The sequence below is a fragment of the Rhodoferax sp. genome, from assembly GCF_030646845.1.
GTDB lineage: Bacteria > Pseudomonadota > Gammaproteobacteria > Burkholderiales > Burkholderiaceae_C > Rhodoferax.
Genome location: NZ_JAUSLE010000035.1, coordinates 1 through 26,455, shown reverse-complemented (window position 1 = coordinate 26,455; position 26,455 = coordinate 1). Strand labels below are relative to the sequence as shown.

Below are 26,455 nucleotides of genomic sequence, written 5' to 3'. Positions count from 1 at the left end.
CGTCATCGCATCAGAAGGTGGCCATCCAGGCGGCGGTGATCACCAGCACGGTGGCCATGAAACGGTTGAACCAGCGCAGGCGACGACCTGAGTTGGCAGGCCCGGACAACCAGTCGCGCAAGAGCGAGCCGATCAGGGCATAGGTGAGGTTACTCACCAAGCCAAAGGCCAGCATCAGCGGCAGGATGATGGCAAACCGGGCGGCTGCGTCCTCGCGCCCGGCCAGCCAGCCGGCCACGACGGTGAGCGCCAGCATCCAGGCCTTGATATTGAGAAACTGCAGCATCACGCCTTGCCAGAAGGTGACGTTCAGCTGGGATGCGTCGGCCTGCGCCAGGGTGGCGGAGCGGGCCAGCTTGAAGGCCAGCCACAGCAGGTAGGCGACGCCCAGCGCCTGAATGCCGATACGCAGCGGCGGCAGCGCCACCACCATGGCCCCCACGCCACCGGCACACAGACTGAAGAGCAGGCCCCAGCCCACCGGCACCGCCAGCACAAAACGCAGCGAGTGCTTGAGCCCCAGGTTGGCCGCCAGCGCCGTGGACAACGTGGTGTTGGGGCCGGGCGTGAAGCTGGCCGCGGTGGTCAACACCATCAAGGCGGTGAATTCAACGGTGGTCATGTAGGGCTTGCTGGTTCATGCGTCTGACTTTATAGTTGAAACCAGCACACTGGCAGTACAGTTTTGAAAACAATTTAGCAATCTGTATTGCCAGTTTTGGCAGCACAGCCTGACCTGAGGGGAACTCCATGTTGATGAAGACGGCGTCGCAGTCTTTGACCGAGCAGCTTGCTGGCCGCTTTGCCGAACGCATCGCCAGCCGCCTGCTGGCGCCGGGGGCACGCCTGCCTTCCGTGCGGCAGTGCGCACAGCAGCAGGGCGTGAGCCCGTCCACCGTGGTGGCAGCCTACGACCAGCTGCTGGCGCAGGGGCTGGTGGAGGCGCGCCGGAATCGTGGATTTTTTGTGCGGGAACGGACTCTAGCCCCCGAATCCATTGTGCAATCGGCTATCAATTTAATAGCAAAAGAAAATCCTCGGCCGGGTGTCAGGGGCGGCTTTCAGGCGCAGCACGTGCCGGTCAATGCGACGGCCCTGATTCGCGGCATGTTCCATGGCAGCAGCGACAAGCCCCAGCCCGGCATGGGCGTGTTCCCGCCGGACTGGCTGGAGACCAGTTTCATGGCCGCCGCCGTGCGCCGCGTCACCAGCACGCGCGCCTTGCATGCGTTTTCGCTGCAGTACGGCGAGCCCGCCGGCGATTCCGGATTGCGCCGGTCCCTGTCACAAAAACTGGTCGGTTTGAATGTGCATGCCGCACCCGAGCAGATCATCACCACGGTCGGCGCCACCCACGCGCTGGACATCGTGAGCCGCACCCTGCTGCGGGCGGGCGACTATGTGATGGTGGAGGAGCCTGGCTGGGCGATCGAATTTGCCCGCCTGGCGGCCCTGGGCATGCGCATATTGCCGGTGCCTCGCCGCGCCGATGGCCCTGATCTGGCGGTGATGTCGCGCTATTGCGAATTGCATGCACCGAAGCTGTTTGTGAGTGTCAGCGTGTTCCACAACCCCACGGGTTATTGCCTGACGCCGGGCAGCGCGCACCGCGTGCTGCAACTGGCCAATGCGCACAACTTTCATATCGTTGAAGACGACACCTACAGCCACATCGCACCCGAACATGCCACGCGCCTGTGCGCACTCGATGGCCTGCAGCGCACGATCTACGTGAGCGGCTTCGCCAAAATCCTGGCGCCGGGCTGGCGTGTCGGTTTCATGGCCGCGCCCCCGGCGCTGGTTGAGCAGCTACTGGACACCAAATTGCTGGCGACGCTGACCACGCCCGCGCTGCTGGAGAAGTCGCTCGCCTGGTGCATTGACCAGGGGCAGTTGCGTCGCCATGCCGAGCGCATACGGACCCGGCTGGATCTGGCCCGTGCCCGCAGCGTCAAGCTGGCGCTGGCGCATGGCTGCAGTTTTGCCGCGCCGCCGGCGGGGCTGTTTGGCTGGGTGGACGCCGGCGTGGACACCGACACGCTGGCGCAGCGCATGCTCGACGTGGGCTATCTGTTGGCCCCGGGCGCCCTGTTTCATGCCAGCCGCCAGCCCAGCACGCTGATGCGGATCAACTTTGCAACGACGCAGGAAGCGCCGTTCTGGAAAACCTTCGCTGCCATACGCGCTACGCTGTGAGGACGCGCGCCTCGCTCCTTACACCAGCAGCAGGCCCTTGGCGGGATGTGGTCTGGCATTGGACAGCGTGCGCAGCAGGGCCCGGTTGACCTCTTCGAGGTTCATCCGGTGCAAATCGCACAGGACGCGGGTGGCCTGCGTGTTCGCAGACTCCAGGGCCGTGGCCATTTCCAGATAAGGCACGTAGGGGCCCGAATGGTCCAGGATGGCGGATGTGACGCGTTCCGATACCGGGAAGCGTGCGAGCGCTGCATTCAGGGGTTCCCCCAGCATCAGGTCCATCTGCGACAGCAAGCCGCACAGGTAAACCTCGCGGCGCAAATCGTTGCCGTCACCGGCGTCAAGCAGTTGCTCCATCAGGCGGGCCCGCAGCACCAGGGCCGTCCGCACCGGCTGCAGGTTCAAATCGCTGGTGGCATGGGGCAGCTGTTCCAGCAGCCAGGACCGAAGCTGCGACAAGCCCAGCACCATCAGTCCGTGTCGTATGGAATCGATCCCGGTGCGCAGGCCCAAACCGGCAGAGTTGGCGTAACGCATGAAGCGATAGGCCAGGATTGGTTCTTCACTCAGGATGAGCTCGATATGCTCCACGGAATCATCGGCGTCGATGGCCTCCGTCAAGCGGACGATCGCGCGGTGCCCGGGCTGGATTCTTTGTTGCCGATACCCATGCAGTACGTCCTCCATGGGCCAGCCCGCCACGCCCCAGGCCTTCTGTTCGTCCAGGCAATGCTCGGTCAGCACCCGGCTGGCAACCGCCTCGTAGATCTGACCGGCCAGTACCGGGCTGGTGACCTTGCTTGACTGGCTGGCGTCAGTGCCATTGTGTTTGCGCAGGGACACCCGAAGACCCGCCAGTGCTTCCTCTGCGGTCAGGGCCACCATATTGCGCAGGAAGCAGGATGCCAGTGCCGCGCTGGGCCGTTGTCCAGGTTCGCCACGCCAGATAAGCTTCATGCCGCGCTGGTGCGCCCGGTGAGCCCGCTGGGCCATGGCTGGGTCACGCAGTAGCGACTCATGCACTTCAATCCACGGACTGTCCGCGGTGCCGTGATCCAGCATGTCAGCCAGTAGCCGGGGCGACTGTACGGACAACAACAAGGTGGGTGCCTGCCCGGACCACGATTCATCCAGCGCGCTCAACAGATGGGGGGCATCCACGGGGGCGGTGTCGTCCGCGCCGACGAACAGCTGAACGCCGCCCAGCTGGCGCAGCTGGTTCCAGAGCAGCTGGTATCCGAGTGAGACGCTGCCAAGAACCGTTTTCGCCATGGTGTCAGCTGATGTAGTTGAACAGGGAAAGTTTTTGCACTTGCGCGTAGGACTGCAGCGCCGCCTGGTAGCCGGTCTGCTCTTTCTGGAAGTCCGAGATGCCCTTGACCATGTCGAGGTCTTCCGCGCGCGAGCGATCCGCTTCGAGCTGGATCGAGCGCTTGTCCTGATTGGCGCTGATGCTGTCCGCGCGGTTGAGCAAGTCGCCGGCCTGGCCCCGTATTGCCGAAACGCGGCCCATGCCGATGTCGATGTTGCCCAACGCCTGGCTGACAGCCTGGGTAGCCGCATTGCCGTTGGCGGCGCTGCCGATATCCCGAATCGCGTTGTCGAGCACGCTGAAGATGCTGGGGCTGGGTTCGACGGTGACGGTGTCGCCCACGGCAGGCGTGCCGGTGATCGTGAGGGACAGGCCCGGCATGGCAGTCACTGCAATGCTCTTGTTGGTGGGGTAGCTCACCGTGACCGGAGCAATCGCACCCGAGACCGCTGGATTCTCGGTGATGCTGTAGGTCGCCGTGGTGGTGCCGGGCGTGGTGGTGGTGTCCACTGCCGTGAAGGCGATGGTGTACGACGGGTAGTCCTGCAGGCCGCCTGAGGCGGCAAAGGCGAGCTGTGCCGTACTTGCGGCAACGCCTGGGTTGGTGATGACGACGCTGTCGGTCGACAGTTGACGGCCTGCCGAAATGCTGCCCACGGTGGCATTGAAGACCGCATCGCGGGTTGCCTGGTGCATGAACGCGCTGTCGCCGTCCAGCGTAAAAGGTATCGCCACCTCATTGCTGGCCGATTGCCCAGGCAGGCCGTTGAAGGTGTAATCCTGTGGCGGCGCTGTCGGGCCAACGAACGGCGCCAGGGCGCTGCCCAGCGCGCTGAACAGGGGTCGTCCGTTGGTGTCCTTGGAATTGGCCAGGGCAAACACTTGGTCACGCAGACCGGTGAGCTGCAGCGCAATAGTCTTTCGATCGGCTGCGGTCAGGGTGCCGTTGCCGGCAGTCACCACCAGTTCGCGGAAGTTCTGCAGGGCATTGGTGACATCGCCCAATGTGCTTTCGGCCATGACAATCGAGTTGCGTTGCGACTCCAGGGCCCGCTGGTCGGTCTGGATACGGCTGATCCGGTTCAGTGCCCGTTCGGCCTGCGCTGCGCTCGTTGGGTCGTCGCTGGCACGTACCACTTTTTTGCCCGAGGTGAGATTCTCCTGCAGGCTGGACAGTGCAGACTGCCGGTTTGAGATGTTGCGCAACGCGTTGTCGTAGGTGTTGGCGGAACCGAGCCGGGAAAATGAAGTTGTCATGTTGCTTGCTCCTGCGCGGCGCCGCGTTAGCGGCCCACGGTTTGAATCAGGGTGTCGAAAATGCTCTGTGCAATCTGGATCATCTTGGCCGAGGCCTGGTAAGCCTGCTGGTATTGCAGCAGTTTGGCGGCCTCTTCGTCCAGATTGACGCCCGAGACCCCGGTCCGGTCGGTCTCCAGGTTGGCGGCGATCGAGCTCGAGACCTTGGCTGAGTAATTGGCGCTCTGCGAGCGAATGCCGATCTGGGCAATCAGACCGGCGTAGCCGTCGGTCAGCGCCCCGCCGTCAAACATGGCCACATCGCGCAGGCCCAGCATGGCGCTGGCGTTACCGGCGTTCATGTTGCGGTTGGCAAGGGGCTGCGGCTCAACCGTGAAAGTGTCGCCAGCTTTCGGAGACCCTTGCAGGACGAGAGACCATTGGCTCAGTGGCGAGGTGGCGGGCACCGTGCCTTCAATGACCGTACCCGACGTGTAAGTGAAAGGACTGAGAGGGCCGGCATAGTCGCTGCGGGTGTAGCTGTTGGTGCCCGTGAAGGTGATCGTAACCGGCGTCACTGCTATGGGATTGCTGCGCGCCTGCAGCGAAGACAGTTGCAGACTTCCGGTGTTGGTGGCACCCATGGCGCCCGCCACCGGGCTGGCTACCGCCAGCGAACGGGGCGTGGAAAACTCGCTGCTGATTTTGCTGGCCGAGGTGCTGAAGGGCTTGAGCAGGAAGCGGTCGCCGGCAGCCGGTGTGCCGGAGGGCATGGAGATATTCAGTCCGTCCAGCGTGGCCAATACCGGTGACACGGCAGGGGGCGTCTGGGGGAAACTGAAAACCATGCCATCCGAGCGTCGTGTAATGGTGCCCGCGGTGGTTGACGAGAAGTTCACCTCGTAGTCAGAGGCCGCAAACTTGCTGGTGTCACTGATGGACAGTGTCAGGTTGGCCGTGCCGGTATTGAGCGCGACAAAGGGGGCGGGCGGGGCAGCCTGAGCTGGCTTGAATACGTTGTTGGTGATGACGGGGGGCGTGAACAGGTTGCCACCCTTGACGCCATCCAGATCGACGCCCAGCGCGTGCTGCTCGTTCATGGCGGTCGTCACCGCCAGCGTGAGCCGGCCCAGCAGATTACGTCCCTCCACCAAATCGGTGTTTTGAAAACGGAGCAAGCCCGACACCTCGCCGCCACCCAGGGTGTTTTCATCCAGCGCGACGGACTGACCATTGCTGGTGATGGCCAGTTTGCTTTTCAGGGGGTCGCCGAAATCGTCTGCCACGATTGAAACGGAAGATGCCGTTGTTCCCAGTACCAGCGCCTGACTGCCCGCAATGAAAATCCCCACGGTACCGTCGTCGGCCGCGATGGAGCTGGTCTGCACGTAGCCATTCAGGTCGCGCACCATTTGATCGCGTTTGTCCAGCAGGTCGTTGGGTGGTTGTCCCGAGCCTTGAACGCGGGCGATCTGGCCATTGATGTCGGCAATGCTCTGCGCCAGGCTGTTGATCGCGTTGGCCTTTTGCACAAGCTCTTGCGAGACGCCTTGTTGCAGTTCATCGAGACGTTGGGATGAGGCGCGCATGCGCGCCGCAGTCTCGTCCACCCGGGTGAGCACCACCGTGCGGGCCGTGAGGTCGGTTGGGGCGCTGGCCACATCAGAAAATGCATTGAGCATGTCGTTGACTGCGGCACCCAAACCGTTGGCGCCCCCTTCAAAGACGCCTTCAAGCTGCTTGAGCTTGTCTGCCCGGATGTTGTCGGCCGATTGGGTCGAACCGGCCAGCGCAGACTGGCGCGTCAGGAAGGCGCTGAAGTTGCGCTGGATGGTCTGGATGCCCACCCCTTTGCCAACGTAGCCAGCGCCGCTGAACTGACCCTCAACGGTTCGCATGACCACGGTCTGGCGCGAGTAGCCCGGTACGTTGACGTTGGCAATGTTGTTGCCGGCCGTCTGCAGTGCCACCTGGTTCGCCTGGAGGGCACGGGTGCCCACATTAAGAATGCCACTCATGCGTTCTGGCTCTCAAATTGACCGCGTTGCAGCCGCATCGTGGTGTTGATGGCCCGGCTGAGTTTGGTGGCGTAGTCCGGGTCGGTCGCGTAGCCCGCTTTCTGCAGGCTGGATGCGAATGCGAGCGGCGAGCTGGTTTGCTGACTGGCCTGGGCGTAGCGGGGTGTCTGGGTGATGAGGCGTGCGTAGTCCTTGAAGGAGTCTTCGTACGAGTCATAAGCCCGGAACTTGGCCACGGTCTTTTTGGCGGCCCCATTGACGAATTCTGTGGTGGTGATTTCCGCCACCTTGCCGGTCCAGCCGGCGCCAGCCTTGATGCCAAACAGGTTAAAGGACGGGGCACCGCCCTTCATCTTGATCTCGTGTTTTCCCCAGCCGGTTTCGTGGCCCGCCTGGCCCAGCATGTAGCCAGCGGGAATGCCGCTGGCTTTTTCCGCCCTGGCGGCCGCCTCGGTATGCCGTTGCACAAAACTGCTTTGGCTGGTTGTTGCCGCAGGTGTCGGGGCATGGGCCGCGTAGGCGGCGACCGAGGATGCCTGGCTTCTGGCGCTGATGGACGACACAGGTGCCTTTTTGTCGGAGCCGCCAGCGCCCGGCTCGCTCATGCCCATCTGGCGCGACAGCTGTTGCGCAATCAGGTCGGACAGCCCGCCGGGTTGGCCGGACATCTGCACCGCAAACTGCTGGTCCAGCAGATCGGCACCCAGGTCACCGCCCGGGCTGTCCATCAGCCCGGATTTCATGGTGGCTTCGCGCATGCTTTTGATGAGCTCGCGCATGAACAGCGACTCAAACTGTTTGGCGGCTTCCTTTATGGCGGCGGGCGTTTTTTCTCCCGCCTGCAGCTTCAGGTTGTTGAGCGAGCGCGCGTCGGCGGCCAGCGAACCGGATGCACCAGGGAGTTGCCCGTAGCTCATGCTAGATGACCTCCAGCTCCGCGTTCAAGGCGCCAGCCGCCTTGATGGCCTGCAAAATGGCCAGCAGATCCTGCGGCGTGGCACCCAACGCGTTCAAGGCGCGCACGACTTCCGACAGCTGCGTTGCGACCGGCAGTTGAATCAACATGCCGGGTTCCTGCCGGATCTGGATATTGCTTTTCTCGGTCACCACGGTCTGTCCACCCGTCGACAGGGCATTGGGCTGACTGACCATGGGTGTCGTGGTGATGCTGACGGACAGGTTGCCGTGGGCAATGGCACACGCCCCCAGGGTCACAGCCCCGTTGAGCACGACGGAGCCGGTGCGGGAGTTGATGACGACCTTGGCCGAAGGCACGGAGGACTCCAGTGGCAGTTCTTCCATCTCGGCAATGAATGAAACCCGTGCGTCCGACTCCATGGGGGCATTGACCTTGACAGTACGCCCATCCAGCGCCCGGGCCGAGCCTTCCCCAAAACGCTTGTTGATCGCCTGGGCCACCCGACGCGCGGTCTGAAAGTCAGACGCCTCCAGCCCCAGGTTGATGCTGGTGCCTTCAAGCAAAGGGGTGGGAACAATCCGTTCCACCTGCGCCCCGCCCGGAATTCGCCCGGCACTGAGGTGGTTGATTTGAACCTTGCTGCCCCCGGCCGCTGCGCCGGCACCGGCCACGATCAGGTTGCCCTGGGCCAGCGCATAGACCTCACCATCGGCGCCTTTGAGTGGCGTCGTGATCAGCATCCCGCCCTTAAGTGATTTGGAGTTCCCCATCGACGAGACATTGACGTCGATGGCTTGGCCCGGCCTGGCGAAGGCGGGCAGTTGTGCGGTGACCAGAACAGCCGCCACATTCTTGAGCTGCAGCTGGGAGACGGACGCCGCAGGCAGCGTGATGCCAAGTTGTTGCAGATAGTTGTTGATGCCCTGCGATGTGTAGGGCATCTGGGTGGTCTGGTCGCCCGTGCCATCCAGTCCAACGACCAGACCGAAGCCGGTCAACTGGTTGCTTCGCACACCTTCCACTGCCGCCACTTCCTTGATGCGGCTGGCGTAGGCCATTTCCGCGACAAAGAGACTGCCGAGCAGCCACAGCGCTGCCAGTGGCCAGAACAGGCGAATCTTTGGTGGTGTGTGACTGGTGTGCATGCTTGGTTACCCCTCGGCACTATTCTCAACAGCTTTAGAAGGGAAGAAAGCTGAAAAAGAACCGTGTTAACCAGCCAACTGTCTGCGCCTCGGCCTGTGCACCCCGTCCCTTGGATTCGATGCGCGCATTGGCGACCTGTGTTGAGTTGACAATGCTGCCCGGCTGCACGACGCGCGGATCGACCGTGCCGGAAAACCGCATGACGTCCACGTTCTGGTTCACGCCAATCTGTTTCTCTCCCGTGACGACCATGTGGCCGTTGGGCAAGACGTCCACCACAGTGGTGGTGATCGTGCCGGAGAAGGTGTTGGCGCTTTCGGTGCCGCCCTTGCCGGAGAAATCATTGGCGGATGCGGTTCCTACGCCTGCCTTCAGGTTGGCCAGGTCGAGCGGCGACAGCAGCGGGAATGCAGAGACGCTGGCAGAGCCCGAGCTTGTTCGATTGGCGGTTGATTTCGAAACCTGGCTGGCTGTCACCTTCTCAACGATCTGGATCGTGATGGTGTCGCCGATGGCGCGTGCACGTGGATCTTCAAAAGCCGGTCGATAGCTCACTTTATGGAACAGGCCGCCGGTGGCGGGTCTGTCTGCAGGCGCTGCCCGTGCCGCTATGGGCTGCACAGTCACGGGCTCCGCGAAATCCACTTTTGCGGTTTGCGGCAGGGAGCCGCAGGCGGCGCAGAGCAGGCCGGCGCCCAGCGCCAGGCCGAAGCTGCGCAGGAGGGAGGTGACTGGATTCATGATGGCTTTCACAACTGGCCAAGCTTTTGCAGCATCTGGTCGGAGGTCTGGATCGCCTTGGAATTCATCTCGTAAGCCCGCTGCGTTTGAATCATGGTGACCAGCTCCTGCACCACGTTGACGTTGGAGGTCTCCACATAGCCCTGCATCAAAGCGCCCAGACCATCTGAGCCGGGCGTGCCGCTGTTGGGCTGGCCGGACGCGGGGCTTTCGGCATACAGGTTTTGCCCCTTCGGGTCGAGGCCTGCCGGGTTGATAAAGCTGGCCAGGGCGATGGTGCCAATCGCCTGTGGTGTCGTGTTGCCCGGAACCTGGGCCGTGACGGTGCCGTCACCGCCAATGGCAATGCTGGTGGCGTTCGCTGGCACCGTCACTCCATTCGCAATGGGAAGTCCGGTGGCGGTCACCAGTCGCCCCTGCGAGTCAACCTGGAAGGAGCCGTCGCGTGTGTAGTTGGTGGTGCCGTCGGGCATGGTGACCTGAAAGAAGCCATTGCCCTGCACCGCCACATCCAGCTTGTTGCCGGACTGCTGCAGCGCCCCTTGCGAAAATGAACGGCTGGTGGCCACGGTGCGCACCCCCAGACCCACCTGGAGGCCGGTCGGCAACTGGGACTGTTCGGAACTGCTGGAGCCAGTCTGGCGCAGGTTCTGGTACATCAGGTCTTCAAACACGGCGCTGGCACGTTTGAACCCGTTGGTCGATACGTTGGCCAGGTTGTTGGAAATCACGTCCAGCTGCATTTGCTGGGCTTCCATGCCGGTCTTGGAGATCCAAAGAGAGTTGATCATGATGGTGTCCTTGGCTACTTGGTTGTGTTGGATGAACCGGAGTGCACAGCCGGCTTAGCCTTGCAGGCCCAGCAGCTGGCCGGCTGACCGGTCATTGGATTCGGCGGTTTGAAGCAGGCGCATCTGCACCTCAAACTGGCGTGCGGTCTGGATCATTCCGACCATGGTTTCGATCGGGTTCACGTTGGATCCCTCCAGCGCACCCACCTGAACGCGGGCGTTCGTGTCATTGGGCAAGGGGTCACCCGAAGCCGCACGGAACAGACCGTCGTTGCCTCGCTTCAGGGGGTCGTCGGCGGTGGGGGTCACCAGTTTCAGGCGCCCGACGCTGGTGGAGGGCTGGTCGCCCACTTTGGCGCTCAGGTTGCCGTCAAAACCGATGGCGACTTCAGCGCCGGCCGGCACGGAGATGGGGGAGCCGCCATCGGACAGAACGGTGAGTCCGCCGCTGGTCATCAAAGTGCCCTCGGACGACACTGCAAAAGAGCCGTTACGCGTATAGGATTCCGTGCCGTCCAGTGCCTGCACACCAAACCATGAATTGCCGGTGGTCATGGCGTCCAGGCTGCGCCCGGTTCGTTGTGCCGCCCCCGGCGTATCCAGATGGCCTGCGGTGGCCTCCAGTGCCAACACGCGCGTGGGCGCGCCGTCGCCACGCACTGGCACGGCCCGAAAGGTGGACAACTCGGCCCGAAAGCCGTTGGTGGACGCGTTGGCGAGGTTGTTGGACAGAACGCCCTGCCGATGGGCAGCCGCGTTGGCTCCTGTCATCGCGGTATAGATGAGACGATCCATGGCGGGTCCTGTTCAGAAGTTGGTAAGAGTGAGGGGGTGGTCAGCGCAGATTGACCAGTGTTGACAGCACCTGATCCTGCGTTTTGATCGTCTGCGCATTGGCCTGATAGGCACGCTGCGCCACCATCATGTTGACCAGTTCCCCGGTCAGGTCGACGTTGGATTCTTCCAGCGCACCAGAGCGAAGGCCTCCGAATTTTCCCTGGCCGGGAGTGCCTTGAACAGCTGCTCCGGAGGCGAAGGTTGAAACCCAGTCGTTTCCTCCGATGGGGGTAAGCCCCTGCACATTGCGGAACTCGGCCAGAGCGATCTGCCCGGACGCCTGTGTCTGGCCGTTTGAGTAACGTGCCGTGATGATCCCGTTCTCACCAATATTCATGCCCACGAACTCACCCGACGTGTAGCCGTCCTGGGTCAGGTTGGAGACGGCAAAGGAGGTGCCATATTGAGTCGCCTTGCTGAAGTCCGTTGTGACGGGAAAGGGCGGGACAATGCTGGGCGCTGCGGGCGTCAGTGTCAGGCTGCCCACCGTCGAGCTTGTCAGTTTGCCGGTCGCGTCGAATATCAGTGATCCAACCGTGGCGCCCGCCGGGGAGTCGTAAACGGCCCATTCATCTGTGCCGGCTGTCGCCGGAGTCACCTTGCTGAAATACAGCGTGACTGGAAGCGGGACACCTTGCGAGTCGTAAGCCGTCAACGACGTTCCGTAGGTGGTTCGTGGGGTGGGTGGAGCCACCGAAGCGGCAATGGGCGCACGCGCATCCAGATTGAATTCGGTCGCGATGGCCGTCGTCGCATTGGCCGGGATGGGCGCAGATGTGGGCAGGCTCAAAGGGGTGGGGGCGTTCCCGACGAGTATGTTGCCAAGCGCGTCGATCTGGTTCCCCAGGACTTTGGCACCTGAATTCGTCATGATATTGCCGTCTTTGTCCAGCTTGAACGAGCCATCCCGCGTATAGGCGGAAGTGCCATCGGGCATTTCCAGTTGAAAGAACCCACCCCCATTGATCGCGACGTCAAGATTGTTGCCTGTGACGTTGATGCTGCCTTGGGAAAACTGCTGTGAAACGGTGGCAACGGACACGCCAATGCCCGCGCCTCCGTTGCTACCGGCGCCAAGAGAGGATGCAACCACGTCAGCAAACTCTGCGCGCGATGCCTTCATCCCCGTCGTGTTGGCGTTGGCGATGTTGTTGCCGATCACGTCGAGATTGCGACTGGAGGCGTTCAAGCCTGAGAGACCTGTTTGAAATGACATGGTGTGTTCCTTTTAATCTGTGCTGAGGTCTAGAGAATGGCCTTGATGCTGTCATAGGGCACTGCTGTACGGCCCTGTAGTTGCACCGTCATGGCGCCGTTTTCGCTGCCCACCGACACGACCGTGTCGCGGGCCAAAGATGTCGTGGCGACAGCCTGACCGGCCAGGGTGGCGGTCACCCGAAAACTCGGTGCGCCGGTACCTGTGTAGGCAGACGAATCCCAGTCAAAGGACTGCCTGCCGGCGTCCAGCGCGCCCAGGTCGAAGGTGTCCAGGATCTGCCCGCCGGACGACAGGATGTCAATCTTGACCGCATCGGCCTTGCTCGCCAGATCAACCGCGCCGCTGGCCACGCCGGCACTGTTGGTCAAGGTGTTGCTTTCAATCAGGACGTTGTGGCCGACCATGGAGGAGCCTTGCAGCACCTGCAGCGAGGTGAACTGTGTCGCCATGCTTTTCAGGGTCTCATTGACCTGCTGAATGCCGGTGACCGTGTTGATCTGCGCCATCTGGCTGGTCATCTGCGCGTTGTCCATCGGGTTCATCGGGTCCTGATTGTTGAGCTGCGCAACCAGCAATTTCAGGAAACGATCCTGCGACGCGTTGGCGTCGCTGGCGGCCGTCGTGGTGCCGGACGTGGCGGTACCCGTCGTGGTTGTAGATGCGGTGGTGGCGGTAAGCATGGCAAAACCCTTGTGTAATGTTTACTGACCCATTTGCAGGGTTTTGAGCAGCAGTGTCTTGGCCGTGTTCATGACTTCGACGTTGTTCTGGTAAGAGCGCGAGGCTGAAATCATGTTGACCATTTCTTCCACCGGATTCACGTTGGAGTGCGTCACATACCCCTCTGCATCGGCCGAGGGGTGACTTGGGTTGTGCACCTTGCGCAAGGGTTCATTGCTTTCCTTGATGGCGGATACCCGCACGCCGGAAGATGCATCCGAGCCCATGGGCGTGGTCTCAAACACCACCTGCCTGCCTTTGTAGCCTTGCCCGTCGGGGCCGGCCACGGCGTCTGCATTGGCCAGATTGCTGGCGACGACGTTGAGGCGCTGCGACTGCGCGCTGATCGCGCTGCCGGACACATTGAATATGGAAAACATGGACATAAGGGGTCTCCGCAGGCGTGATCAGGTTTACTGGCCCTGAATGGCGCTCAAGATTGTCTTGGACTGGCCGTTAATAAAGCGAAGGGTTGCCTCGTATCGCACGGAGTTGTCCACAAAATTGGCGCGCTCGCGGTCAAGGTCAACACTGTTGCCGTCAAGGCTGGGCTGGCTTTGAGCGGCGTAGGCCAGGGTCGATGTGCCGCCCAGGGTTCCGATGGCGCCACCCGACAAGGGAATGTGTCTGGCATGGGTCGTGCCGCTGGAGCCGCCGTTTTGGTGATTGCTGGTGCCGGCAGTCAGGCCGCCGCCAGTGGCATTGCTCATGGCGGCCTTGAAGTCGACGTCGCGGGCCACATAGCCTGGCGTGTCGGCGTTGGCAATGTTGCTGGCAATAACCCGCTGCCGTTCGGCGCGCAACACCAGGGCCTTCGAATGGAAGTCCAGACCACTGGTCATATTTGCGAACATGAAGCACCTCAACTTTCGGTTATCGGACCCCGCGGCAGTGGCTGCAGGTTGCGATGTGAGGCAATTATGGGAAATACTTTAATTTCCGATGTCTTTAATAACGGGGGAAACCGCCGTTACTTGAGTGTTTTATCCCGCCGGGCCCTTTCTATAGTCATTGGTACACGACTGTCAGGGCGCCATGTTCAAAATACTTTTCAATCCGACTCGCCAGATGCCCACGGCATTGGGGCTGGTTGTTGCCTTTAGTGTTGTCTGGAGTGCCCCGACACCGGCCGTTGCCCAGGCCGATGGCGGCAAGCCCGAATTCATCGCCACGACGCAGCGATGGCTGGACAACGCGGTGTCGAATATTCGCCCAGCGGGGGCGGCGCCACTTCGCATGGAAGTCGCTGTTGGCGAGCTTGACAGCCGGCTCCGACTGGCTCCGTGCGCAAGGATTGAGCCCTATATCCCGGTGGGAACCCGCCTGTGGGGGAAAACCCGTCTCGGTCTTCGCTGCCTGGAGGGCAGTGCCAAATGGAATGTCTTTCTGCCTGTGACCGTCAGGGCCTATGGCCTGGCCTGGGTGGTCCAGGGCAACGTGGCGCCAGGAGCGGTATTGACGGAGGCCGACGCGATCGAGGCAGAGGTCGATTGGGCCGAGGAAGCCAGCCCTATTGTCAGCAATGCGTCTCAATGGGTGGGGCAGGTGGCGTCCAGGGCGTTGACGACAGGACAGGCAATGCGGCAGGGGATGATCAAGCCGGCGCAGGTTTTTCAGGCAGGCACCCAGGTTCGCGTTGTCGCGCAGGGGGCCGGGTTCCAGGTCACATCGGATGGACAAGCCCTGTCGGCCGGTGTGGTCGGGCAGGCTGCACGGGTCAGAATGGACAACGGGCGGGTGATGTCAGGCGTGGTACTGGATGGTCGCACAGTGAGGCTGGAGTTATGAAGCCTTCCAATCCCGTGCAAATAAGGCTAAAGTCACGCGAAATTACGCCGATAGTGATCGTACGAGGCTACATATCTGGTAGTTTTGGAGAGCACAATGAAAATAGGTCAACCTTCCGATAATCTGATTCCGGTCAGTACCACTGCAACACCCACCCCTTCCAAGGGCGGTCAGAGTGCGAGTTCGACTGCAAATGCGGTGGCAGCCAAGAGCACCCAATCTGCAGGCGTGGCGGTCACGGTGTCGACTTTGGCGCGCACGATGGGAGCCGCCAAATCCGGCGAGTCGGCAGACGTCGATATGGCAAAAGTCAAGACGGTGCGAGCGGCCATTCAAAATGGTACCTATGTGGTGAACCCTGAAGCCATCGCCGACAAATTGCTGGCCAACGCCCAGGAAATGCTCAATCGCACCCGGAATTGAGCCCGATTCACCTTATTTTTTTGAAGTCAGAATGACGCTCCCTCCTCACCTAGCAGAAGCACTGACTGAAGTTGAACACCATTTCAAGGACGTGTCGGCGGCGCTTGTGAGCGGTGAACCGATTGCACTGGCAGCGGCCAGTGCCGCCCTGCAGCAAGCAGCGATCGGTTTCTCTGGATTGTTGCAGCGGCTAACACCGGTTGATCTCAAGAACCGGGATTTGAATCTGAGGTTGAAGAGCCTGGCGGATGGCATGGCCACTCGAAGGGAGACGTTGATCCGCCGGACGGTATTGGTTGAGCGCGCCTTGAATGCCATAGTTCCGGCCATCCAAAATGCCACCTATGCCCAAGTTTCCGGCCCCTACGGGAGTCCCGGCAAGCAAACGGGCGCATTCAAGTACCTGGCCGCCTGAGGCGGGCCACCCCATCGGCCTGAGCCAGGCCACTCCTCGCATTGTCTTAGTTACAGACCTGCGGTGACCCGCAGAGTCTGGCGCAACTAGTGCGCCCGCATCTTGGCGCGCAGCCGGGCAATTGACTGGCTGTGCAACTGGCAAATTCGTGACTCAGTGACGTCGAGCACTGCCGCGATCTCTTTGAGGTTCATGTCCTTTTCGTAGTACATGCTCATGATGTGCTGTTCGCGTTCCGGTAGGTTCTTGATGGCGGCGACCAAAGCCTGACGCAAGCGCTGGTCTCGCAACATGTTCATCGGGTCCGCTTCGCTGTCCCCCACGTGGCGGTCCAGGAAGCTGTCCTCGTCTTCGGCGCCACGGGCCATATCTTCGAGGTAGACAAGTTGTGTTCCCCGCACTTTCCCGAGCAGGGTTTGATAGTCGACGAGGCTCAGGCCCAGATCGGCCGCGATTTCGCTTTCCAGCGGCGTGCGTCCCAACTGGTGTTCAAGCCGGCGCAATGCCTGCTCGATTTCCTTTTGGCTCTTGCGGGAGCCACGGGACATCCAGTCATTGCCGCGCAGTTCATCCAGCATGGCGCCGCGAATGCGCTGTGTGGCAAAGGTTTCAAACTGAACGCCCTGTGCAGCTTCGTACCGGGTCAAGGCCTCGGACAAGCCGATGAGTCCCACCTGGATCAGGTCATCCACTTGCACGTTCGCGGGTAACTTGGCCATCATGTGGTGCGCCAGGCGACGAACCAACGGCTGGTATTGCCTGATCATGGCATTGCGGTCCAGTTGCCCATTGGCGGTGTACATCAGTGACTCCCCACAAAATGGTTACGGTGAAGCGGCATGGCATTTTCCAGAAGTCGAGAGGCCAGTCTGTGCATGTCGTCAGCGCGGCACTCCTGCGGTTGCAGCGCCCGTACGGCCAGCGAGTCAAGCCGGTAATCCAGAAATGTCAATGCACATTCCTGCAAATTCTTCAATGGAGAATGGTTTGCCATGGCGGTATTCAATACGGGCTCACACACAATATTGGCGACAGTTGGTCTGAGGTTGGCGTTGAGCAACATTTGCTTGAGTGCCTGGTAGGCAGTTACAGATGACATTTTGACAGGTGACACGGTGAGTAGCGGCTCGATTTCGCTATTTGGCAATAAGACGGTCAAAACCTCTGCCCGGGCGTAAATGACAATGACGCCAAAGTTCTGAAACAGACCGACCAGGGGATCCAGCGGGAGCGCCTGCCCCGATTTTTGAAAGCCCAGTTGTTGGAGTCCAAGCGCCGCTGGAATGACAGACCAGGACAATGGTTCGGTGCTCTCGTCACCGCGCCAGCAACCGTCTTCCAGCAGTTGGACCAAGCCCGGGTTGTCGTCCGATTCGGCCGTCGTGGCGTCCAGGACTGCGACTGGGTAGCCAAAACCAACCAGGGTGGAACACAGACTCCAAAGCAAGGGCAGTTCGCCTTGCTGATCGCCGTGGCTGGCCATGGCAATCACACGAGGCGCCGCCTGCAGCGCAATGCTCTGCAACCCCGCGCCCTGGTTGACGCACATGTCAAGCATCGAGTCTTCCGATATGGGATGGGGCTGGCTGGGTAAAGATAAAGCCCAGATCGGCAACCGTGGGATCGAATGCGGACTTGGTCGCCGAGCGCATGGACATGCGCACCAGTTTGGCGGCATCGGCGGCTTCCCAGTCCTCGGGCACTTTCTGGCCCATCGTGACACCCCGCAATACCAGTTGGTGACGAATGGTGGCATCCAGAGCGGGGCCCAGTTTGGCGGCCTCGTCGATCTTGGACAGGACTGCCTGCTGTACCCCGTTGGATTTGAATGATGAAACCACATCGTCCAGCGTGTCACCGTGACCGCCTGCGTTGAGTACCAGCAAGCGGTTCACCCCTGGCAGATCAAGAACGTCCAGCATGCCCCGTTTGCGCGGGTCGTTTGGTGCGAGACCGGTCGTGTCAATCAGAACCATTTTCTTGTTGCCAAGCAGGTTCAACAGGTCTTGCAGTGCCGCACGGTCATGGGCGAGGTGGGCCACAACACCGAGCATGCGGCCGTAAGTCCGAAGTTGCTCGTGTGCACCGACGCGATAGGTATCCAGTGTGATGAGTCCGACGCTGGCCGGACCGTGCTTGCGTGCACACAGGCCGGCCAGCTTGGCGGCTGTGGTGGTCTTGCCAACACCGGTCGCTCCCACCAGCGCGTAGGTCCCGCCCTCTTCCTGGAGGGGGAGGGTTGCTGCATCGGTCTTCAGGTTGCGTTCCAGAATATCCATGACCCAGCGCACCGACTCGGCAGCGCCAATTTCCTCCGGCATCCGCTCCAGAATGGTCCGCGCCAGGGTGGGCGAATAGCCCGCGCGAATCAATTTGAGCATCAGATTGGACTGAATGGGATGCTGGCGTGCTTGCCCCAGCCAGGTCAGCGTGTTGAAGCGGTCTTCAATCAAGGCTTTCATGGCGTGAAGTTCGTCCACGATGCCCTGTGACATCGCCGGTGCATGGGATGGGGTCAGAACCGGGGCCGACTTCCGCACGGGAGCCGCCTGGACGTGGGGTCGCGGCTCAAATTCCAGGGGGGGGGTGATCCGTGCATTCACTGGCGCAGCGCGGGGTGGTTCCACTTCCGCCATGACAGCCGCCTCAGTCCGGCCTGCCATGGCTTCATGGCGGCGGCGCAGCATCCTTTCGCGCACATAGTCCTGAAACGACAGTGTGCTCATGGCCAACTGGGCGGCGTCATCCTCGACCTGGTTTCTTGATTCGGGGGCGCTCACGGGCAGCGGGCGACGCTGGGGCGCCTGATCCTTGCTCCGATTCGCAAAGGATTCCGAGTGGTCCAGCGCCGCCAGTGTGTCTTCCGCAGTTGCGACGACCTCGACGCCAGATGCGGTGGGGCGGTTTGACAAAATCAGGGTGCCATCGCCAAAAGCGAGTCGTGCCTTGGCCAGCGCTTCGCGCGAAGTCGGTGCAGTAAAGCGTTGAATGTTCATGATGATGCGCCTCTGAGAATTGGACCTATGCGGATGGTGTGGGATTCAGGAATTTCGCTGTGAGCGAGTACCTGAAGCCGTGGTGCTACGCGACGTACCAGACGGGCAATAGCGCTGCGAATCTGATCTGGCACCAGCAGGCATGCGGGGATGCCAATTTCCTCCTGCTTGAGTGCAACTTCTGCGGCTGTACGGGTGAAGATATCTGCAACGCCAGGGTCGAGTGCTGGTCCGGCAGCGTTGCCAAGCGCCTGAACCAGCAGGCGCTCGAGGGCCGGGTCGATGGCGATGACGTTGAGTTCGCGGGCTGGCCCGTAGATCTGCTGCACGATGGCCGGGGCCAGGGCGATACGCACACGGCGCGCCAGTTCTGCGGGATCGGTCACCGTGCCCGCGTGCTCAGCCAGTGACTCGATGATCGTGCGGATGTCGCGGATATGCACAGACTCATCCAGCAGCAACTGCAGGACTTTCTGGAATACAGCGATGGGTACCATTTTCGGAACTACTTCTTCGATCAGTTTGGGAGCCTGTTTGCTCACATGTTCAACAAGTTGCTGCGTCTCGGTACGGCTCAGCAATTTCGAAGCCTGTACCTGCATCAAGTGTGACAAATGGGTGGCCATCACAGTCTCGGAATCAACCACGGTAAACCCGGCCATTTGCGCGGCTTCTTTCTGTCGTTCGTCGATCCAGTGCGCCGGCAAACCGAAAGCCGGGTCTGTGGTGGCCGTACCGATCAAGGGAGTTGTAATGCCGCCTGGATTAATGGCGAGGTACATGCCGGGGAACGCCTCGCCTTCGCCCGCAATGACGCCGCGCAGGGTGATGCGATAGCCGCTGGGTTTGAGCTCCAGGTTGTCTCGCACATGAACTGCCGGCGGCAAAAACCCGACTTCCTGTGCGAACTTGCGGCGCACACCTTTGATGCGGGTCAGCAGGTCACCCTGGCGGTTCTTGTCCACCAGCGCGATCAAGCGATAACCCAGCTCCAGTCCCAATTGGTCGACCGGCTGCAGGTCATCCCAGGTGGCTTCGCCATCCGATGTGACAACTGGCGCACTCATGGCCGGGTCGGGCGGCGGGGGCTTGTGCGCCAGCACCCAGGCGGCGTAGCCGAGCACCAGCGAGATGCCGAGGAACACGATATGCGGCATGCCGGGAATCAGGCCAAGAATACCCATGATGGCCGCCGTGATGCCCAGGACGCGCGGCGAAACGAACATCTGATCCACGATCTGGCGACCCAGGTCGTGGTCCTTGCCGACGCGTGACACCACCATGGCCGCAGCTACCGAGATCAACAGACCTGGAATCTGAGCCACCAGCGCGTCGCCCACGGCCAGAAGGATGTAGGTGTCCGCTGCCTGTGACGCGGTCAGGCCATGCTGCAGGATGCCGATCAGGAAGCCGCCAAAAATATTGATCAGCAAGATCAGAATGCCGGCCACGGCGTCGCCGCGCACAAATTTGGAGGCGCCATCCATGGAGCCGAAAAAGTCCGCTTCTTCAGAGACTTCAGCACGGCGGCGTTTGGCTTCCTTCTCATCAATCAAACCAGCGTTCAAATCGGCGTCAACGGCCATCTGTTTGCCGGGCATGGCGTCAAGGGCGAAGCGGGCGGACACCTCGGCAATACGTTCTGCACCCTTGGTTACCACCACGAAATTGATGACCACCAGAATGGAGAACACGATCAGACCGACCGCAAAGTTGCCGCCAATCAGAAAGTGGCCAAAGGCTTCGATCACTGCCCCCGCTGCACCCGGGCCGGTGTGGCCTTCAAGCAGAACGACTCGGGTCGACGCCACGTTGAGCGACAGCCGCATCAGCGTCGTGAGTAGCAGGACGGCAGGAAACGAGGCAAAGTCGAGCGGGCGAATCATGTAGGCCGCCACCATCATCACCATCAGGGCGACCGAGATATTGATCGTGAAGAAGGTGTCCAGCATCCATGACGGCAGAGGCAACACCATCATGGCCAGAATGGCCACGACCAGCATCGGTGCGGCGGCGCCCTGAATCAGCGCCGCGTTGCTACCGAACCATCGTTGCAGGGATTTGAGTTGTGGATTCATGGTGTGCTGGCGATGACCTTGGACAAGGGATCAAGTTCAGCCGGGACAAACGGCTGCGGTGGCTCGCCCGGCATGGGGCCATCGCCGCGCATGGCCGCTTTGAGGCGGTAGATATAGGCCAGCACCTGGGCCACGGCGGTATAAAGACTTGCAGGAATGTCCTGATCAAGCTCTGCATTTGCGTACAGGGCGCGGGCCAGCATGGGAGACTGCAGCACCGGGATTGAATTGTTTTTGGCAATGTCCCGGATCTTCATGGCCAGGAGATCGGCGCCTTTGGAGACTACCTGTGGCGCACGCATTGTTTTCTCGTCGTACTTGATGGCGACGGCAAAGTGAGTCGGATTCATCAGAACGAAGTCGGCCTTTGGCACTGCGCCCACGCTATTTCCCTGCGAAATCTCGCGCTGTCTTTGACGCAACTTTCCCTTCATTTGGGGATTGCCGTCTGACTCCTTGTGTTCCTGCTTCATCTCCTGATGAGACATCTTCATCTTGGACTTGTGCAGAAAACCCTGGAGTGGTACATCGACCATGGCCACCAGCAACACGACCAGCAGCAGCAGACCCATGCCGGCAGTCAGCCACTCCGTCAAATGCCGGAGGGCTGCAGTGGAAGGCTGCAAAACCAGCGTGGCAATGGTGTCCAGAGTGGAGCTGAGATACGTATAGCCCAATGCAATGAGCACGACGGCGATAAACGTCATCTTCAAGACTTCAGTCAGCTTGTCCTTGGTAAACATCCGGCCGAATCCTGTCAAGGGATTCAGCCGGCTGAAGTCGGGCGTGATCGGCTTCAAGCTGGCAACCCAGCCGCCGACGGCGACGGTGCTCAGCATGACCACGGCGGTCGTGATTGCGGAAAAAATAACACATCCGAGCAGGCCGGCAGTCACCATATCCTGCAGGCGAGTGAGCATGGCGTCCGGATGCGCGACCGACGTCGCATCAAATGAGAGTTGCTGGCCCAGATGCAGTTTGAGTCGGTCAAACATGAGCGGCGCCAGCGTCATCAAGCCCAGGGCACCGGCGCCCAAGACCGCCAAATGCGACAAATCCCGTGAGCGTGACACTTGCCCGTCGTCACGCGCCTTTTGAAGCTTCCTCTCGGAGGCTGGTAGGTTGCGGTCTTGACTACTTGATTCCATGGCGGGGAGACTGTTAAGTTCTCCCCATTGTCATGAAGCGATGCGCAAACTAAAGAATGATAAGAGGGCGTTTAACCCGCCACTTCCAGTCGGGCAATGGCGCAAATGAAGGAAGGCTCAGAACCCCAGGCTTGCCAGTAGATCGTCGACTTCCGATTGACCCGTCACCACATCCGGGTTGCCCGCAGCGTTGACCGCAGGTCCCGCCAATGCCGGCTGGTATTCAGCTACCGGCGCTGGCGCCGACGCTTTGACTACCGCATCCGGTGGAGCGGTCTGAATCAGCAATAGAACCAGTTGCTCCTCAATGCTGGCCGCCAGATTGACAACCTTGGCAATGACCTGGCCTGTCAGGTCGTGAAAGTCCTGCGCCATCATGATTTCTGTCAGATGCTGGTCAACCTGTTTGGTTGACTCTTCAACATCAGTCAGGAAATTCATGACATGGCCTTTGGCCACTGCAGCCACCGGATCCTTGACGATCAGCGCGCCAATTCGCCGCGTCTCAGCCGCAATGTGATCGTGCTGCGCCTTGGCCTGATCGACGCGGTTCAGCACTTTTTCTGCGGCTTCACCGGTGAGTCGCGCAATGTAAGAGAGACGACTTTTGGCATCAGGCAACTCGCCGGCCCAGCCCTTGACCTTGTCGGTCAGGCCCAACCCGTTGAGCGAGTCGTGCAATTGACGCGTCAGCATCCCAATGGATTGATGAATATCTGGCGAAACGGCCGCGCCTGCAGCAGACGCAGGGGTATTGCTTTGCGTGGCGTTCACTTCAATCCCGCCTTGGCAAGAATCAGGTTGACTTTGTCTTCCAGCGTGGCCTTGGTAAAAGGCTTGACGATATAGCCAGCCGCCCCTGATTGCGCCGCCAGCACGATGTCTTCTTTTCGTGCTTCGGCCGTCACCATCAGGACGGGAATGTGCTTGAGCTTCTCGTCCTTTTTGATTTCCGTTAGCAGTTGAAAACCGTTCATGTTGGGCATGTTGATGTCGCTGACGACGAAATCGAAATTGCTGGCGCGCAATTTCTGCAGCGCCGCCACACCGTCTTCTGCCTCATCGGCCTCTGTGTAACCACTTTCCTTGAGCAGGTTGCGCACGATCCTCCGCATGGTGGAGAAGTCGTCGACAACCAAAAACCGTAGCTCATTTGCCATGGGGCACCCTTTCAATGGCGTTTTTTCCAACTGTTACTAATATGTACCGAATCATGAGGTCTCAATGTTATGGGCTGTTTGCCACCGTGACTTCCGCCGCCGCAGGGTCAGGGACTGATGCGACAGGTGTACGACCGGTCCCCAAGAGCCGTTCTTCGGCTTCACGCGTCATGACAATGATACTGATTCTTCGGTTCGCAGGGCTCAAGGGGTTGACCGCGTCCAGCAAGATGCTGGATGCCAGGCCAACGACCCGAGCCAATTTGTCGTCAGGCATGCCGGCAGCCACCAGTTCTCGTCGTGACGCATTGGCACGATCCGATGAGAGTTCCCAGTTGCTGTAGCCACGCTCGGCATTGCTGTACGGCGCACGGTCCGTGTGACCATCCAGACTGATTTTGTTCTCAACGCCGTTCAAGGCTGCACCGATTTCCCGCAATATGTCACGCATGTAGGGCTTGACGACAGCGCTGCCGCTGTCGAACATGGGGCGCTTTTGATCATCGACGATCTGGATCTGCAAGCCATCCGGCGTCGTATCCAGTCTGATCTGGGAGCTGAATTCCGCGAGCTTCGCGCTGTTGGATATGAGCGCGCTGATTTTTGCGCTCAGCGAGGCCAACTTCTTGGCGTCCTGCTTGGCAACTTCGGCCTTCATGGCTTCAGACGCCGCTTTCTTTTGAATTGGGTCATTGCCTTGACCGGTGCGGGATTGCCCGGCGTTTTTGGTCAGATCAGCGCCCCCACCAGGGAGAATGCTGTTGCTGGCGCCAGCACCGCTGCCCCCCATCATCGATACTTTCAGCGGCGCTGAGAAGTAGTCAGACAACCCTTTTTTGTCACCTTCCGACGTGGAGCCCAGCAGCCACATCAGCAAGAAGAACGCCATCATGGCGGTGACAAAATCGGCGTAGGCAATCTTCCAGGCACCGCCATGCACGGCATGGCCACCTTTCTTGACCTTCTTGACGATGATCGGCTGCAGCTTCTTGGCGTCTGTCGCCATATCAGCCGGCCTTCAGCTTATTTTTTGCCACGCACATAGCTTTCAAGCTCGGTAAAACTGGGTCGTTCAGTGGAAAACAACACTTTGCGACCAAATTCGATGGCCGTGGAAGGGTTGTAGCCCTGCATGCTCGCCAGCAGCGTGGTCTTGATGCACTGCAACTCCTTGGCGCCGTCTTCTGTCTTCTGCTCCAGCAGGCCTCCCAGGGGCTCCACCACACCATAGGCCAACAGAATCCCCAGGAAAGTGCCAACCAGTGCCGAGGCGATCATTCCGCCCAGCACCGCTGGCGGCTGCCCGACCGACCCCATGGTGTTCACCACGCCCAGCACGGCGGCCACAATGCCGAACGCTGGCAAGGCTCCCGCCAGACGGGCAATGGCGGCAATAGGAGCGTGTGCCTCTGCATGGTGAGTGTCAATCTCGCTGTCCATTAAGGATTCGATTTCATGGGCGTTCAGATTGCCCGAAACCATCATGCGCAGGTAGTCGGTCATGAACTCCACCACATGGTGGTCACTGCCAACCGTGGGGTATTTATTGAAAATCTCTGAGGCATGCGGGTCTTCCACATCCTTCTCGATGGCCATCAAGCCCTCTTTGCGGGCTTTTTGCAGGATGTCGTAGAGCAAGGCCATCAACTCAAGGTAGCGCGCCTTGGTGTATTTGGACCCCTTCAACGCCTGGGGAATGAGTTTCATCGTGGCCTTCAGCACCTTGGGCTGATTGTTGACCGCGAACGCGCCGAGCGCACCGCCAAAAATGGTGATCAACTCAAAGGGTAAGGCCTTGAGAATGACCTCGATGTTGCCGCCGTGAAAGACATAGACACCAAAGATGCAACCCATCGAGACCACGTAGCCGACAATAACTATCATGTTCTTATTGAGTCAAAGTGAGTGGTTGCAGCCATAGTTGGAGCGTCAAAATTATCTTGACGCTGTTTCATTCTAGGGAACTGGACTGAGAGTCAAAACAAGAAAAAGGGCCCCAAAGGAGCCCTTTCAAGAGTGCTTAAGTGTCACCCGGCTTAGTGTAGCAATATCCCCCCGGCGCTGGCGCTTTTGCCGGCGCGGGCGGGTGGCGTGCACAGACCGCATTCAAAATGACGCGCATTTTCATACGGGTCGGTGACGAAATGGCCGCCACATTTGGAGCACTTGGTCCGCCCGAGCATGTTGTTGTCGACAAACTTCACCAGGCGCCAGGCGCGTGTGATGGACAGCAGGGGTTCCACACCGCACGCCGCAATTTGCTCACTGTAAAGCCGGAATGCCTTCATGACCGCGTCAATGTCTTCCAGTTCGCTTACCTTGCTCAGGTACTCATAGGTGTTCAAGAACAGCGAGGCGTGAATGTTGGGCTGCCAGGTCAGGAACCAGTCGGTGGAAAACGGCAACTGGCCCTTGGACGGTGAACGCCCGGCCACTTCCTTGTACAGGCGCAGCAGGCGCTCGTAGGACAGGTCCGTTTCGCTCTCCAGTACTTGCAGCCGGGCACCGAGTTGAATCAGGGCGACAGCGCGGTCAACCTGGCGGGAATCATTGAGAACGCTTTTGGTTGCCATGGTGATGCTCCTTACATTGCTTCAGCGAAGCGCCCGGCCATCAAAATGCTGGCGTGCAGCTTGGTTGTGGCGTCGTTGTCTACTTTGCTGGCGGTGTGGTTGGTCAACAGGTTCCACACAATGTCGTCATCGACGCGAAAGCGGCACAGCAGCATGTTGCTGGAGGCGATCTTCAGGATCTGGGATGGCGAGAGCGTGGCAATCAGGTCAGCCGACTCATCGGACACGCCCAACCGGAACAGGGCCTCGGCCTTGTCCTTGCGAATCAGGTTCTGCGCCAGCATGAGGTAAGTCAGGTTGGCATCACGGATTTCGGCGGAAAGTTGTTCGTCGGTCATGTGGGGCTCCAGAAGCGATTCGTTAATTTGGGTGGTGTTTGCCAGCTATTTGCTTTGCCTTTCACCATGGAACCGATTCTGAACCCGGCTGCCAGGAACTTGAATCCGCATTTGCCTGTTCGGGATGTCAGCGGTCCTGCGACATTGTGTAAGGCAAACTCTTACAAAGTGGAAAATTCAGGATAGATATGGCGCCAGAACGCAACCCAATTCTCTTTCTTGACACCGCACAGTTGCGTCGAGACTCGAGGGTGTAAGAAGTTTTGTGTAAACGGTCTTTTGGCAGGAAACTGCTGTCTTGCATGGAGCAATGATGACCGTAGAAATGAAACCCTTACCCAGCGACCTGATTGATGCGCTGCTGGCGGACTACAAAAAGCCCGAAGACTTGATTGGCCAGA

The 26,455-nt window shown here is 60.2% G+C and carries 28 protein-coding genes; 4 read left to right on the top strand and 24 right to left on the bottom strand.

Annotated elements, in window-relative coordinates; genetic code table 11:
* Window positions 1–10: 10 nt before the first annotated feature.
* Window positions 11–622 (bottom strand): LysE family translocator, encoded by a 612-nt coding sequence (locus tag Q7T10_RS09225; protein ID WP_304747602.1) that lies wholly within the window; start codon window positions 620–622, stop codon window positions 11–13.
* 128 nt (window positions 623–750) lie between these two features.
* On the opposite strand from Q7T10_RS09225, the gene Q7T10_RS09220 reads away from it, so the two are divergent.
* Entirely contained in the window at window positions 751–2,196 is a 1,446-nt protein-coding gene (locus tag Q7T10_RS09220) for a PLP-dependent aminotransferase family protein (RefSeq protein ID WP_304747601.1), read from the top strand.
* Window positions 2,197–2,214: 18 nt separating this feature from the next.
* Here the strand turns inward: Q7T10_RS09220 and Q7T10_RS09215 are convergent, their stop codons facing one another.
* From Q7T10_RS09215 to flgB, 12 genes are read right to left on the bottom strand one after another with little or no spacing between them, the layout of a single operon-like run.
* On the bottom strand, window positions 2,215–3,468 hold the full coding sequence (locus Q7T10_RS09215; RefSeq protein ID WP_304747600.1) for an HDOD domain-containing protein: 1,254 nt from the start codon (window positions 3,466–3,468) through the stop codon (window positions 2,215–2,217).
* A gap of 4 nt (window positions 3,469–3,472) precedes the next feature.
* The gene (gene flgL, locus Q7T10_RS09210) at window positions 3,473–4,765 is read right to left on the bottom strand and encodes a flagellar hook-associated protein FlgL (RefSeq protein WP_304747599.1); all 1,293 of its coding nucleotides are present in this window, start codon (window positions 4,763–4,765) and stop codon (window positions 3,473–3,475) included.
* A 26-nt stretch (window positions 4,766–4,791) separates the two neighbouring features.
* Window positions 4,792–6,762 (bottom strand): flagellar hook-associated protein FlgK, encoded by a 1,971-nt coding sequence (flgK, locus tag Q7T10_RS09205; RefSeq protein WP_304747598.1) that lies wholly within the window; start codon window positions 6,760–6,762, stop codon window positions 4,792–4,794.
* Window positions 6,759–7,679: a flagellar assembly peptidoglycan hydrolase FlgJ gene (gene flgJ, locus Q7T10_RS09200; RefSeq protein WP_304747597.1), complete on the bottom strand. Its 921-nt coding sequence runs from the start codon at window positions 7,677–7,679 to the stop codon at window positions 6,759–6,761. Before flgJ ends, flgK begins: the two co-directional genes overlap by 4 nt.
* Before the next feature lies 1 nt (window position 7,680).
* On the bottom strand, window positions 7,681–8,826 hold the full coding sequence (locus tag Q7T10_RS09195) for a flagellar basal body P-ring protein FlgI (protein ID WP_304747596.1): 1,146 nt from the start codon (window positions 8,824–8,826) through the stop codon (window positions 7,681–7,683).
* 34 nt (window positions 8,827–8,860) lie between these two features.
* Window positions 8,861–9,568, bottom strand: a complete 708-nt coding sequence (locus Q7T10_RS09190) for a flagellar basal body L-ring protein FlgH (RefSeq protein WP_304747595.1) — start codon at window positions 9,566–9,568, stop codon at window positions 8,861–8,863.
* 8 nt (window positions 9,569–9,576) lie between these two features.
* The gene (gene flgG / locus Q7T10_RS09185; RefSeq protein WP_304747594.1) at window positions 9,577–10,359 is read right to left on the bottom strand and encodes a flagellar basal-body rod protein FlgG; all 783 of its coding nucleotides are present in this window, start codon (window positions 10,357–10,359) and stop codon (window positions 9,577–9,579) included.
* 54 nt (window positions 10,360–10,413) lie between these two features.
* A complete protein-coding gene (locus Q7T10_RS09180; protein ID WP_304747593.1) occupies window positions 10,414–11,154 on the bottom strand; it encodes a flagellar basal body rod protein FlgF in 741 nt (246 codons plus the stop codon).
* Between the two features lie 40 nt (window positions 11,155–11,194).
* Window positions 11,195–12,412 carry a flagellar hook protein FlgE gene (flgE, locus tag Q7T10_RS09175; protein ID WP_304747592.1) on the bottom strand — a complete coding sequence of 406 codons (1,218 nt, stop codon included), beginning with the start codon at window positions 12,410–12,412 and terminating at the stop codon, window positions 11,195–11,197.
* A gap of 29 nt (window positions 12,413–12,441) precedes the next feature.
* Window positions 12,442–13,095 carry a flagellar hook assembly protein FlgD gene (locus Q7T10_RS09170; RefSeq protein WP_304747591.1) on the bottom strand — a complete coding sequence of 218 codons (654 nt, stop codon included), beginning with the start codon at window positions 13,093–13,095 and terminating at the stop codon, window positions 12,442–12,444.
* Window positions 13,096–13,116: 21 nt separating this feature from the next.
* Window positions 13,117–13,521: a flagellar basal body rod protein FlgC gene (gene flgC / locus Q7T10_RS09165; protein ID WP_114972581.1), complete on the bottom strand. Its 405-nt coding sequence runs from the start codon at window positions 13,519–13,521 to the stop codon at window positions 13,117–13,119.
* Between the two features lie 27 nt (window positions 13,522–13,548).
* Window positions 13,549–13,989, bottom strand: coding sequence for a flagellar basal body rod protein FlgB (flgB, locus tag Q7T10_RS09160; protein WP_304747590.1), 441 nt, complete (start codon window positions 13,987–13,989; stop codon window positions 13,549–13,551).
* Window positions 13,990–14,170: 181 nt separating this feature from the next.
* Here flgB and flgA point away from each other — a divergent pair, with 181 nt between their 5' ends.
* The 3 genes from flgA (at window position 14,171) to Q7T10_RS09145 (ending at window position 15,761) form a co-directional block, all read left to right on the top strand.
* Complete coding sequence (gene flgA, locus Q7T10_RS09155) at window positions 14,171–14,923, top strand: flagellar basal body P-ring formation chaperone FlgA (RefSeq protein ID WP_304747589.1); 753 nt, start codon at window positions 14,171–14,173, stop codon at window positions 14,921–14,923.
* 84 nt (window positions 14,924–15,007) lie between these two features.
* Window positions 15,008–15,346 carry a flagellar biosynthesis anti-sigma factor FlgM gene (flgM, locus tag Q7T10_RS09150; protein WP_304747588.1) on the top strand — a complete coding sequence of 113 codons (339 nt, stop codon included), beginning with the start codon at window positions 15,008–15,010 and terminating at the stop codon, window positions 15,344–15,346.
* 31 nt (window positions 15,347–15,377) lie between these two features.
* On the top strand, window positions 15,378–15,761 hold the full coding sequence (locus Q7T10_RS09145; RefSeq protein ID WP_304747587.1) for a hypothetical protein: 384 nt from the start codon (window positions 15,378–15,380) through the stop codon (window positions 15,759–15,761).
* Between the two features lie 86 nt (window positions 15,762–15,847).
* On the opposite strand, the gene Q7T10_RS09140 is transcribed toward Q7T10_RS09145, so the two are convergent.
* The 11 genes from Q7T10_RS09140 to flhD all read right to left on the bottom strand — a co-directional run bounded on the left by Q7T10_RS09140 (window position 15,848) and on the right by flhD (window position 26,054).
* Entirely contained in the window at window positions 15,848–16,564 is a 717-nt protein-coding gene (locus Q7T10_RS09140; protein ID WP_304747586.1) for an RNA polymerase sigma factor FliA, read from the bottom strand.
* Window positions 16,564–17,319 carry a hypothetical protein gene (locus Q7T10_RS09135; RefSeq protein WP_304747585.1) on the bottom strand — a complete coding sequence of 252 codons (756 nt, stop codon included), beginning with the start codon at window positions 17,317–17,319 and terminating at the stop codon, window positions 16,564–16,566. The genes Q7T10_RS09140 and Q7T10_RS09135 overlap by 1 nt, the downstream gene beginning before the upstream one ends.
* A complete protein-coding gene (gene flhF, locus Q7T10_RS09130; RefSeq protein WP_304747584.1) occupies window positions 17,312–18,757 on the bottom strand; it encodes a flagellar biosynthesis protein FlhF in 1,446 nt (481 codons plus the stop codon). The genes Q7T10_RS09135 and flhF overlap by 8 nt, the downstream gene beginning before the upstream one ends.
* Window positions 18,754–20,835: a flagellar biosynthesis protein FlhA gene (flhA, locus tag Q7T10_RS09125; RefSeq protein ID WP_304747583.1), complete on the bottom strand. Its 2,082-nt coding sequence runs from the start codon at window positions 20,833–20,835 to the stop codon at window positions 18,754–18,756. Before flhA ends, flhF begins: the two co-directional genes overlap by 4 nt.
* The gene (locus Q7T10_RS09120; protein ID WP_304747582.1) at window positions 20,832–21,983 is read right to left on the bottom strand and encodes a flagellar biosynthesis protein FlhB; all 1,152 of its coding nucleotides are present in this window, start codon (window positions 21,981–21,983) and stop codon (window positions 20,832–20,834) included. Before Q7T10_RS09120 ends, flhA begins: the two co-directional genes overlap by 4 nt.
* Window positions 21,984–22,100: 117 nt before the next feature.
* Window positions 22,101–22,757: a protein phosphatase CheZ gene (locus Q7T10_RS09115; protein ID WP_370653751.1), complete on the bottom strand. Its 657-nt coding sequence runs from the start codon at window positions 22,755–22,757 to the stop codon at window positions 22,101–22,103.
* Window positions 22,754–23,143, bottom strand: coding sequence for a chemotaxis response regulator CheY (cheY, locus tag Q7T10_RS09110; RefSeq protein ID WP_304747581.1), 390 nt, complete (start codon window positions 23,141–23,143; stop codon window positions 22,754–22,756). The genes Q7T10_RS09115 and cheY overlap by 4 nt, the downstream gene beginning before the upstream one ends.
* Before the next feature lie 67 nt (window positions 23,144–23,210).
* On the bottom strand, window positions 23,211–24,149 hold the full coding sequence (motB, locus tag Q7T10_RS09105; RefSeq protein WP_304747580.1) for a flagellar motor protein MotB: 939 nt from the start codon (window positions 24,147–24,149) through the stop codon (window positions 23,211–23,213).
* A 17-nt stretch (window positions 24,150–24,166) separates the two neighbouring features.
* Window positions 24,167–25,027 carry a flagellar motor stator protein MotA gene (motA, locus tag Q7T10_RS09100; RefSeq protein ID WP_304747579.1) on the bottom strand — a complete coding sequence of 287 codons (861 nt, stop codon included), beginning with the start codon at window positions 25,025–25,027 and terminating at the stop codon, window positions 24,167–24,169.
* Between the two features lie 152 nt (window positions 25,028–25,179).
* Window positions 25,180–25,716, bottom strand: coding sequence for a flagellar transcriptional regulator FlhC (flhC, locus tag Q7T10_RS09095; RefSeq protein WP_304747578.1), 537 nt, complete (start codon window positions 25,714–25,716; stop codon window positions 25,180–25,182).
* Window positions 25,717–25,727: 11 nt separating this feature from the next.
* Window positions 25,728–26,054, bottom strand: coding sequence for a flagellar transcriptional regulator FlhD (flhD, locus tag Q7T10_RS09090; RefSeq protein WP_304747577.1), 327 nt, complete (start codon window positions 26,052–26,054; stop codon window positions 25,728–25,730).
* Window positions 26,055–26,455: the final 401 nt, after the last annotated feature.

Excerpts from the sequence above, each read along its gene's own strand:
- Q7T10_RS09220 (WP_304747601.1), top strand. The coding sequence starts at position 751 with ATGTTGATGAAGACGGCGTCGCAGTCTTTGACCGAGCAGCTTGCTGGC.
- flhC (WP_304747578.1), bottom strand. The coding sequence starts at position 25,716 with ATGGCAACCAAAAGCGTTCTCAATGATTCCCGCCAGGTTGACCGCGCT.
- cheY (WP_304747581.1), bottom strand. The coding sequence starts at position 23,143 with ATGGCAAATGAGCTACGGTTTTTGGTTGTCGACGACTTCTCCACCATG.
- flgA (WP_304747589.1), top strand. The coding sequence starts at position 14,171 with ATGTTCAAAATACTTTTCAATCCGACTCGCCAGATGCCCACGGCATTG.
- flhA (WP_304747583.1), bottom strand. The coding sequence starts at position 20,835 with ATGAATCCACAACTCAAATCCCTGCAACGATGGTTCGGTAGCAACGCG.
- motA (WP_304747579.1), bottom strand. The coding sequence starts at position 25,027 with ATGATAGTTATTGTCGGCTACGTGGTCTCGATGGGTTGCATCTTTGGT.
- Q7T10_RS09145 (WP_304747587.1), top strand. The coding sequence starts at position 15,378 with ATGACGCTCCCTCCTCACCTAGCAGAAGCACTGACTGAAGTTGAACAC.
- flgE (WP_304747592.1), bottom strand. The coding sequence starts at position 12,412 with ATGTCATTTCAAACAGGTCTCTCAGGCTTGAACGCCTCCAGTCGCAAT.
- flgB (WP_304747590.1), bottom strand. The coding sequence starts at position 13,989 with ATGTTCGCAAATATGACCAGTGGTCTGGACTTCCATTCGAAGGCCCTG.
- flgC (WP_114972581.1), bottom strand. The coding sequence starts at position 13,521 with ATGTCCATGTTTTCCATATTCAATGTGTCCGGCAGCGCGATCAGCGCG.
- Q7T10_RS09170 (WP_304747591.1), bottom strand. The coding sequence starts at position 13,095 with ATGCTTACCGCCACCACCGCATCTACAACCACGACGGGTACCGCCACG.
- Q7T10_RS09190 (WP_304747595.1), bottom strand. The coding sequence starts at position 9,568 with ATGAATCCAGTCACCTCCCTCCTGCGCAGCTTCGGCCTGGCGCTGGGC.
- flhD (WP_304747577.1), bottom strand. The coding sequence starts at position 26,054 with ATGACCGACGAACAACTTTCCGCCGAAATCCGTGATGCCAACCTGACT.
- motB (WP_304747580.1), bottom strand. The coding sequence starts at position 24,149 with ATGGCGACAGACGCCAAGAAGCTGCAGCCGATCATCGTCAAGAAGGTC.
- Q7T10_RS09140 (WP_304747586.1), bottom strand. The coding sequence starts at position 16,564 with ATGTACACCGCCAATGGGCAACTGGACCGCAATGCCATGATCAGGCAA.
- flgG (WP_304747594.1), bottom strand. The coding sequence starts at position 10,359 with ATGATCAACTCTCTTTGGATCTCCAAGACCGGCATGGAAGCCCAGCAA.
- Q7T10_RS09120 (WP_304747582.1), bottom strand. The coding sequence starts at position 21,983 with ATGGAATCAAGTAGTCAAGACCGCAACCTACCAGCCTCCGAGAGGAAG.
- flgL (WP_304747599.1), bottom strand. The coding sequence starts at position 4,765 with ATGACAACTTCATTTTCCCGGCTCGGTTCCGCCAACACCTACGACAAC.
- Q7T10_RS09180 (WP_304747593.1), bottom strand. The coding sequence starts at position 11,154 with ATGGATCGTCTCATCTATACCGCGATGACAGGAGCCAACGCGGCTGCC.
- Q7T10_RS09135 (WP_304747585.1), bottom strand. The coding sequence starts at position 17,319 with ATGCTTGACATGTGCGTCAACCAGGGCGCGGGGTTGCAGAGCATTGCG.
- Q7T10_RS09225 (WP_304747602.1), bottom strand. The coding sequence starts at position 622 with ATGACCACCGTTGAATTCACCGCCTTGATGGTGTTGACCACCGCGGCC.
- flgJ (WP_304747597.1), bottom strand. The coding sequence starts at position 7,679 with ATGAGCTACGGGCAACTCCCTGGTGCATCCGGTTCGCTGGCCGCCGAC.
- flgK (WP_304747598.1), bottom strand. The coding sequence starts at position 6,762 with ATGAGTGGCATTCTTAATGTGGGCACCCGTGCCCTCCAGGCGAACCAG.
- Q7T10_RS09215 (WP_304747600.1), bottom strand. The coding sequence starts at position 3,468 with ATGGCGAAAACGGTTCTTGGCAGCGTCTCACTCGGATACCAGCTGCTC.
- flhF (WP_304747584.1), bottom strand. The coding sequence starts at position 18,757 with ATGAACATTCAACGCTTTACTGCACCGACTTCGCGCGAAGCGCTGGCC.
- Q7T10_RS09195 (WP_304747596.1), bottom strand. The coding sequence starts at position 8,826 with ATGCACACCAGTCACACACCACCAAAGATTCGCCTGTTCTGGCCACTG.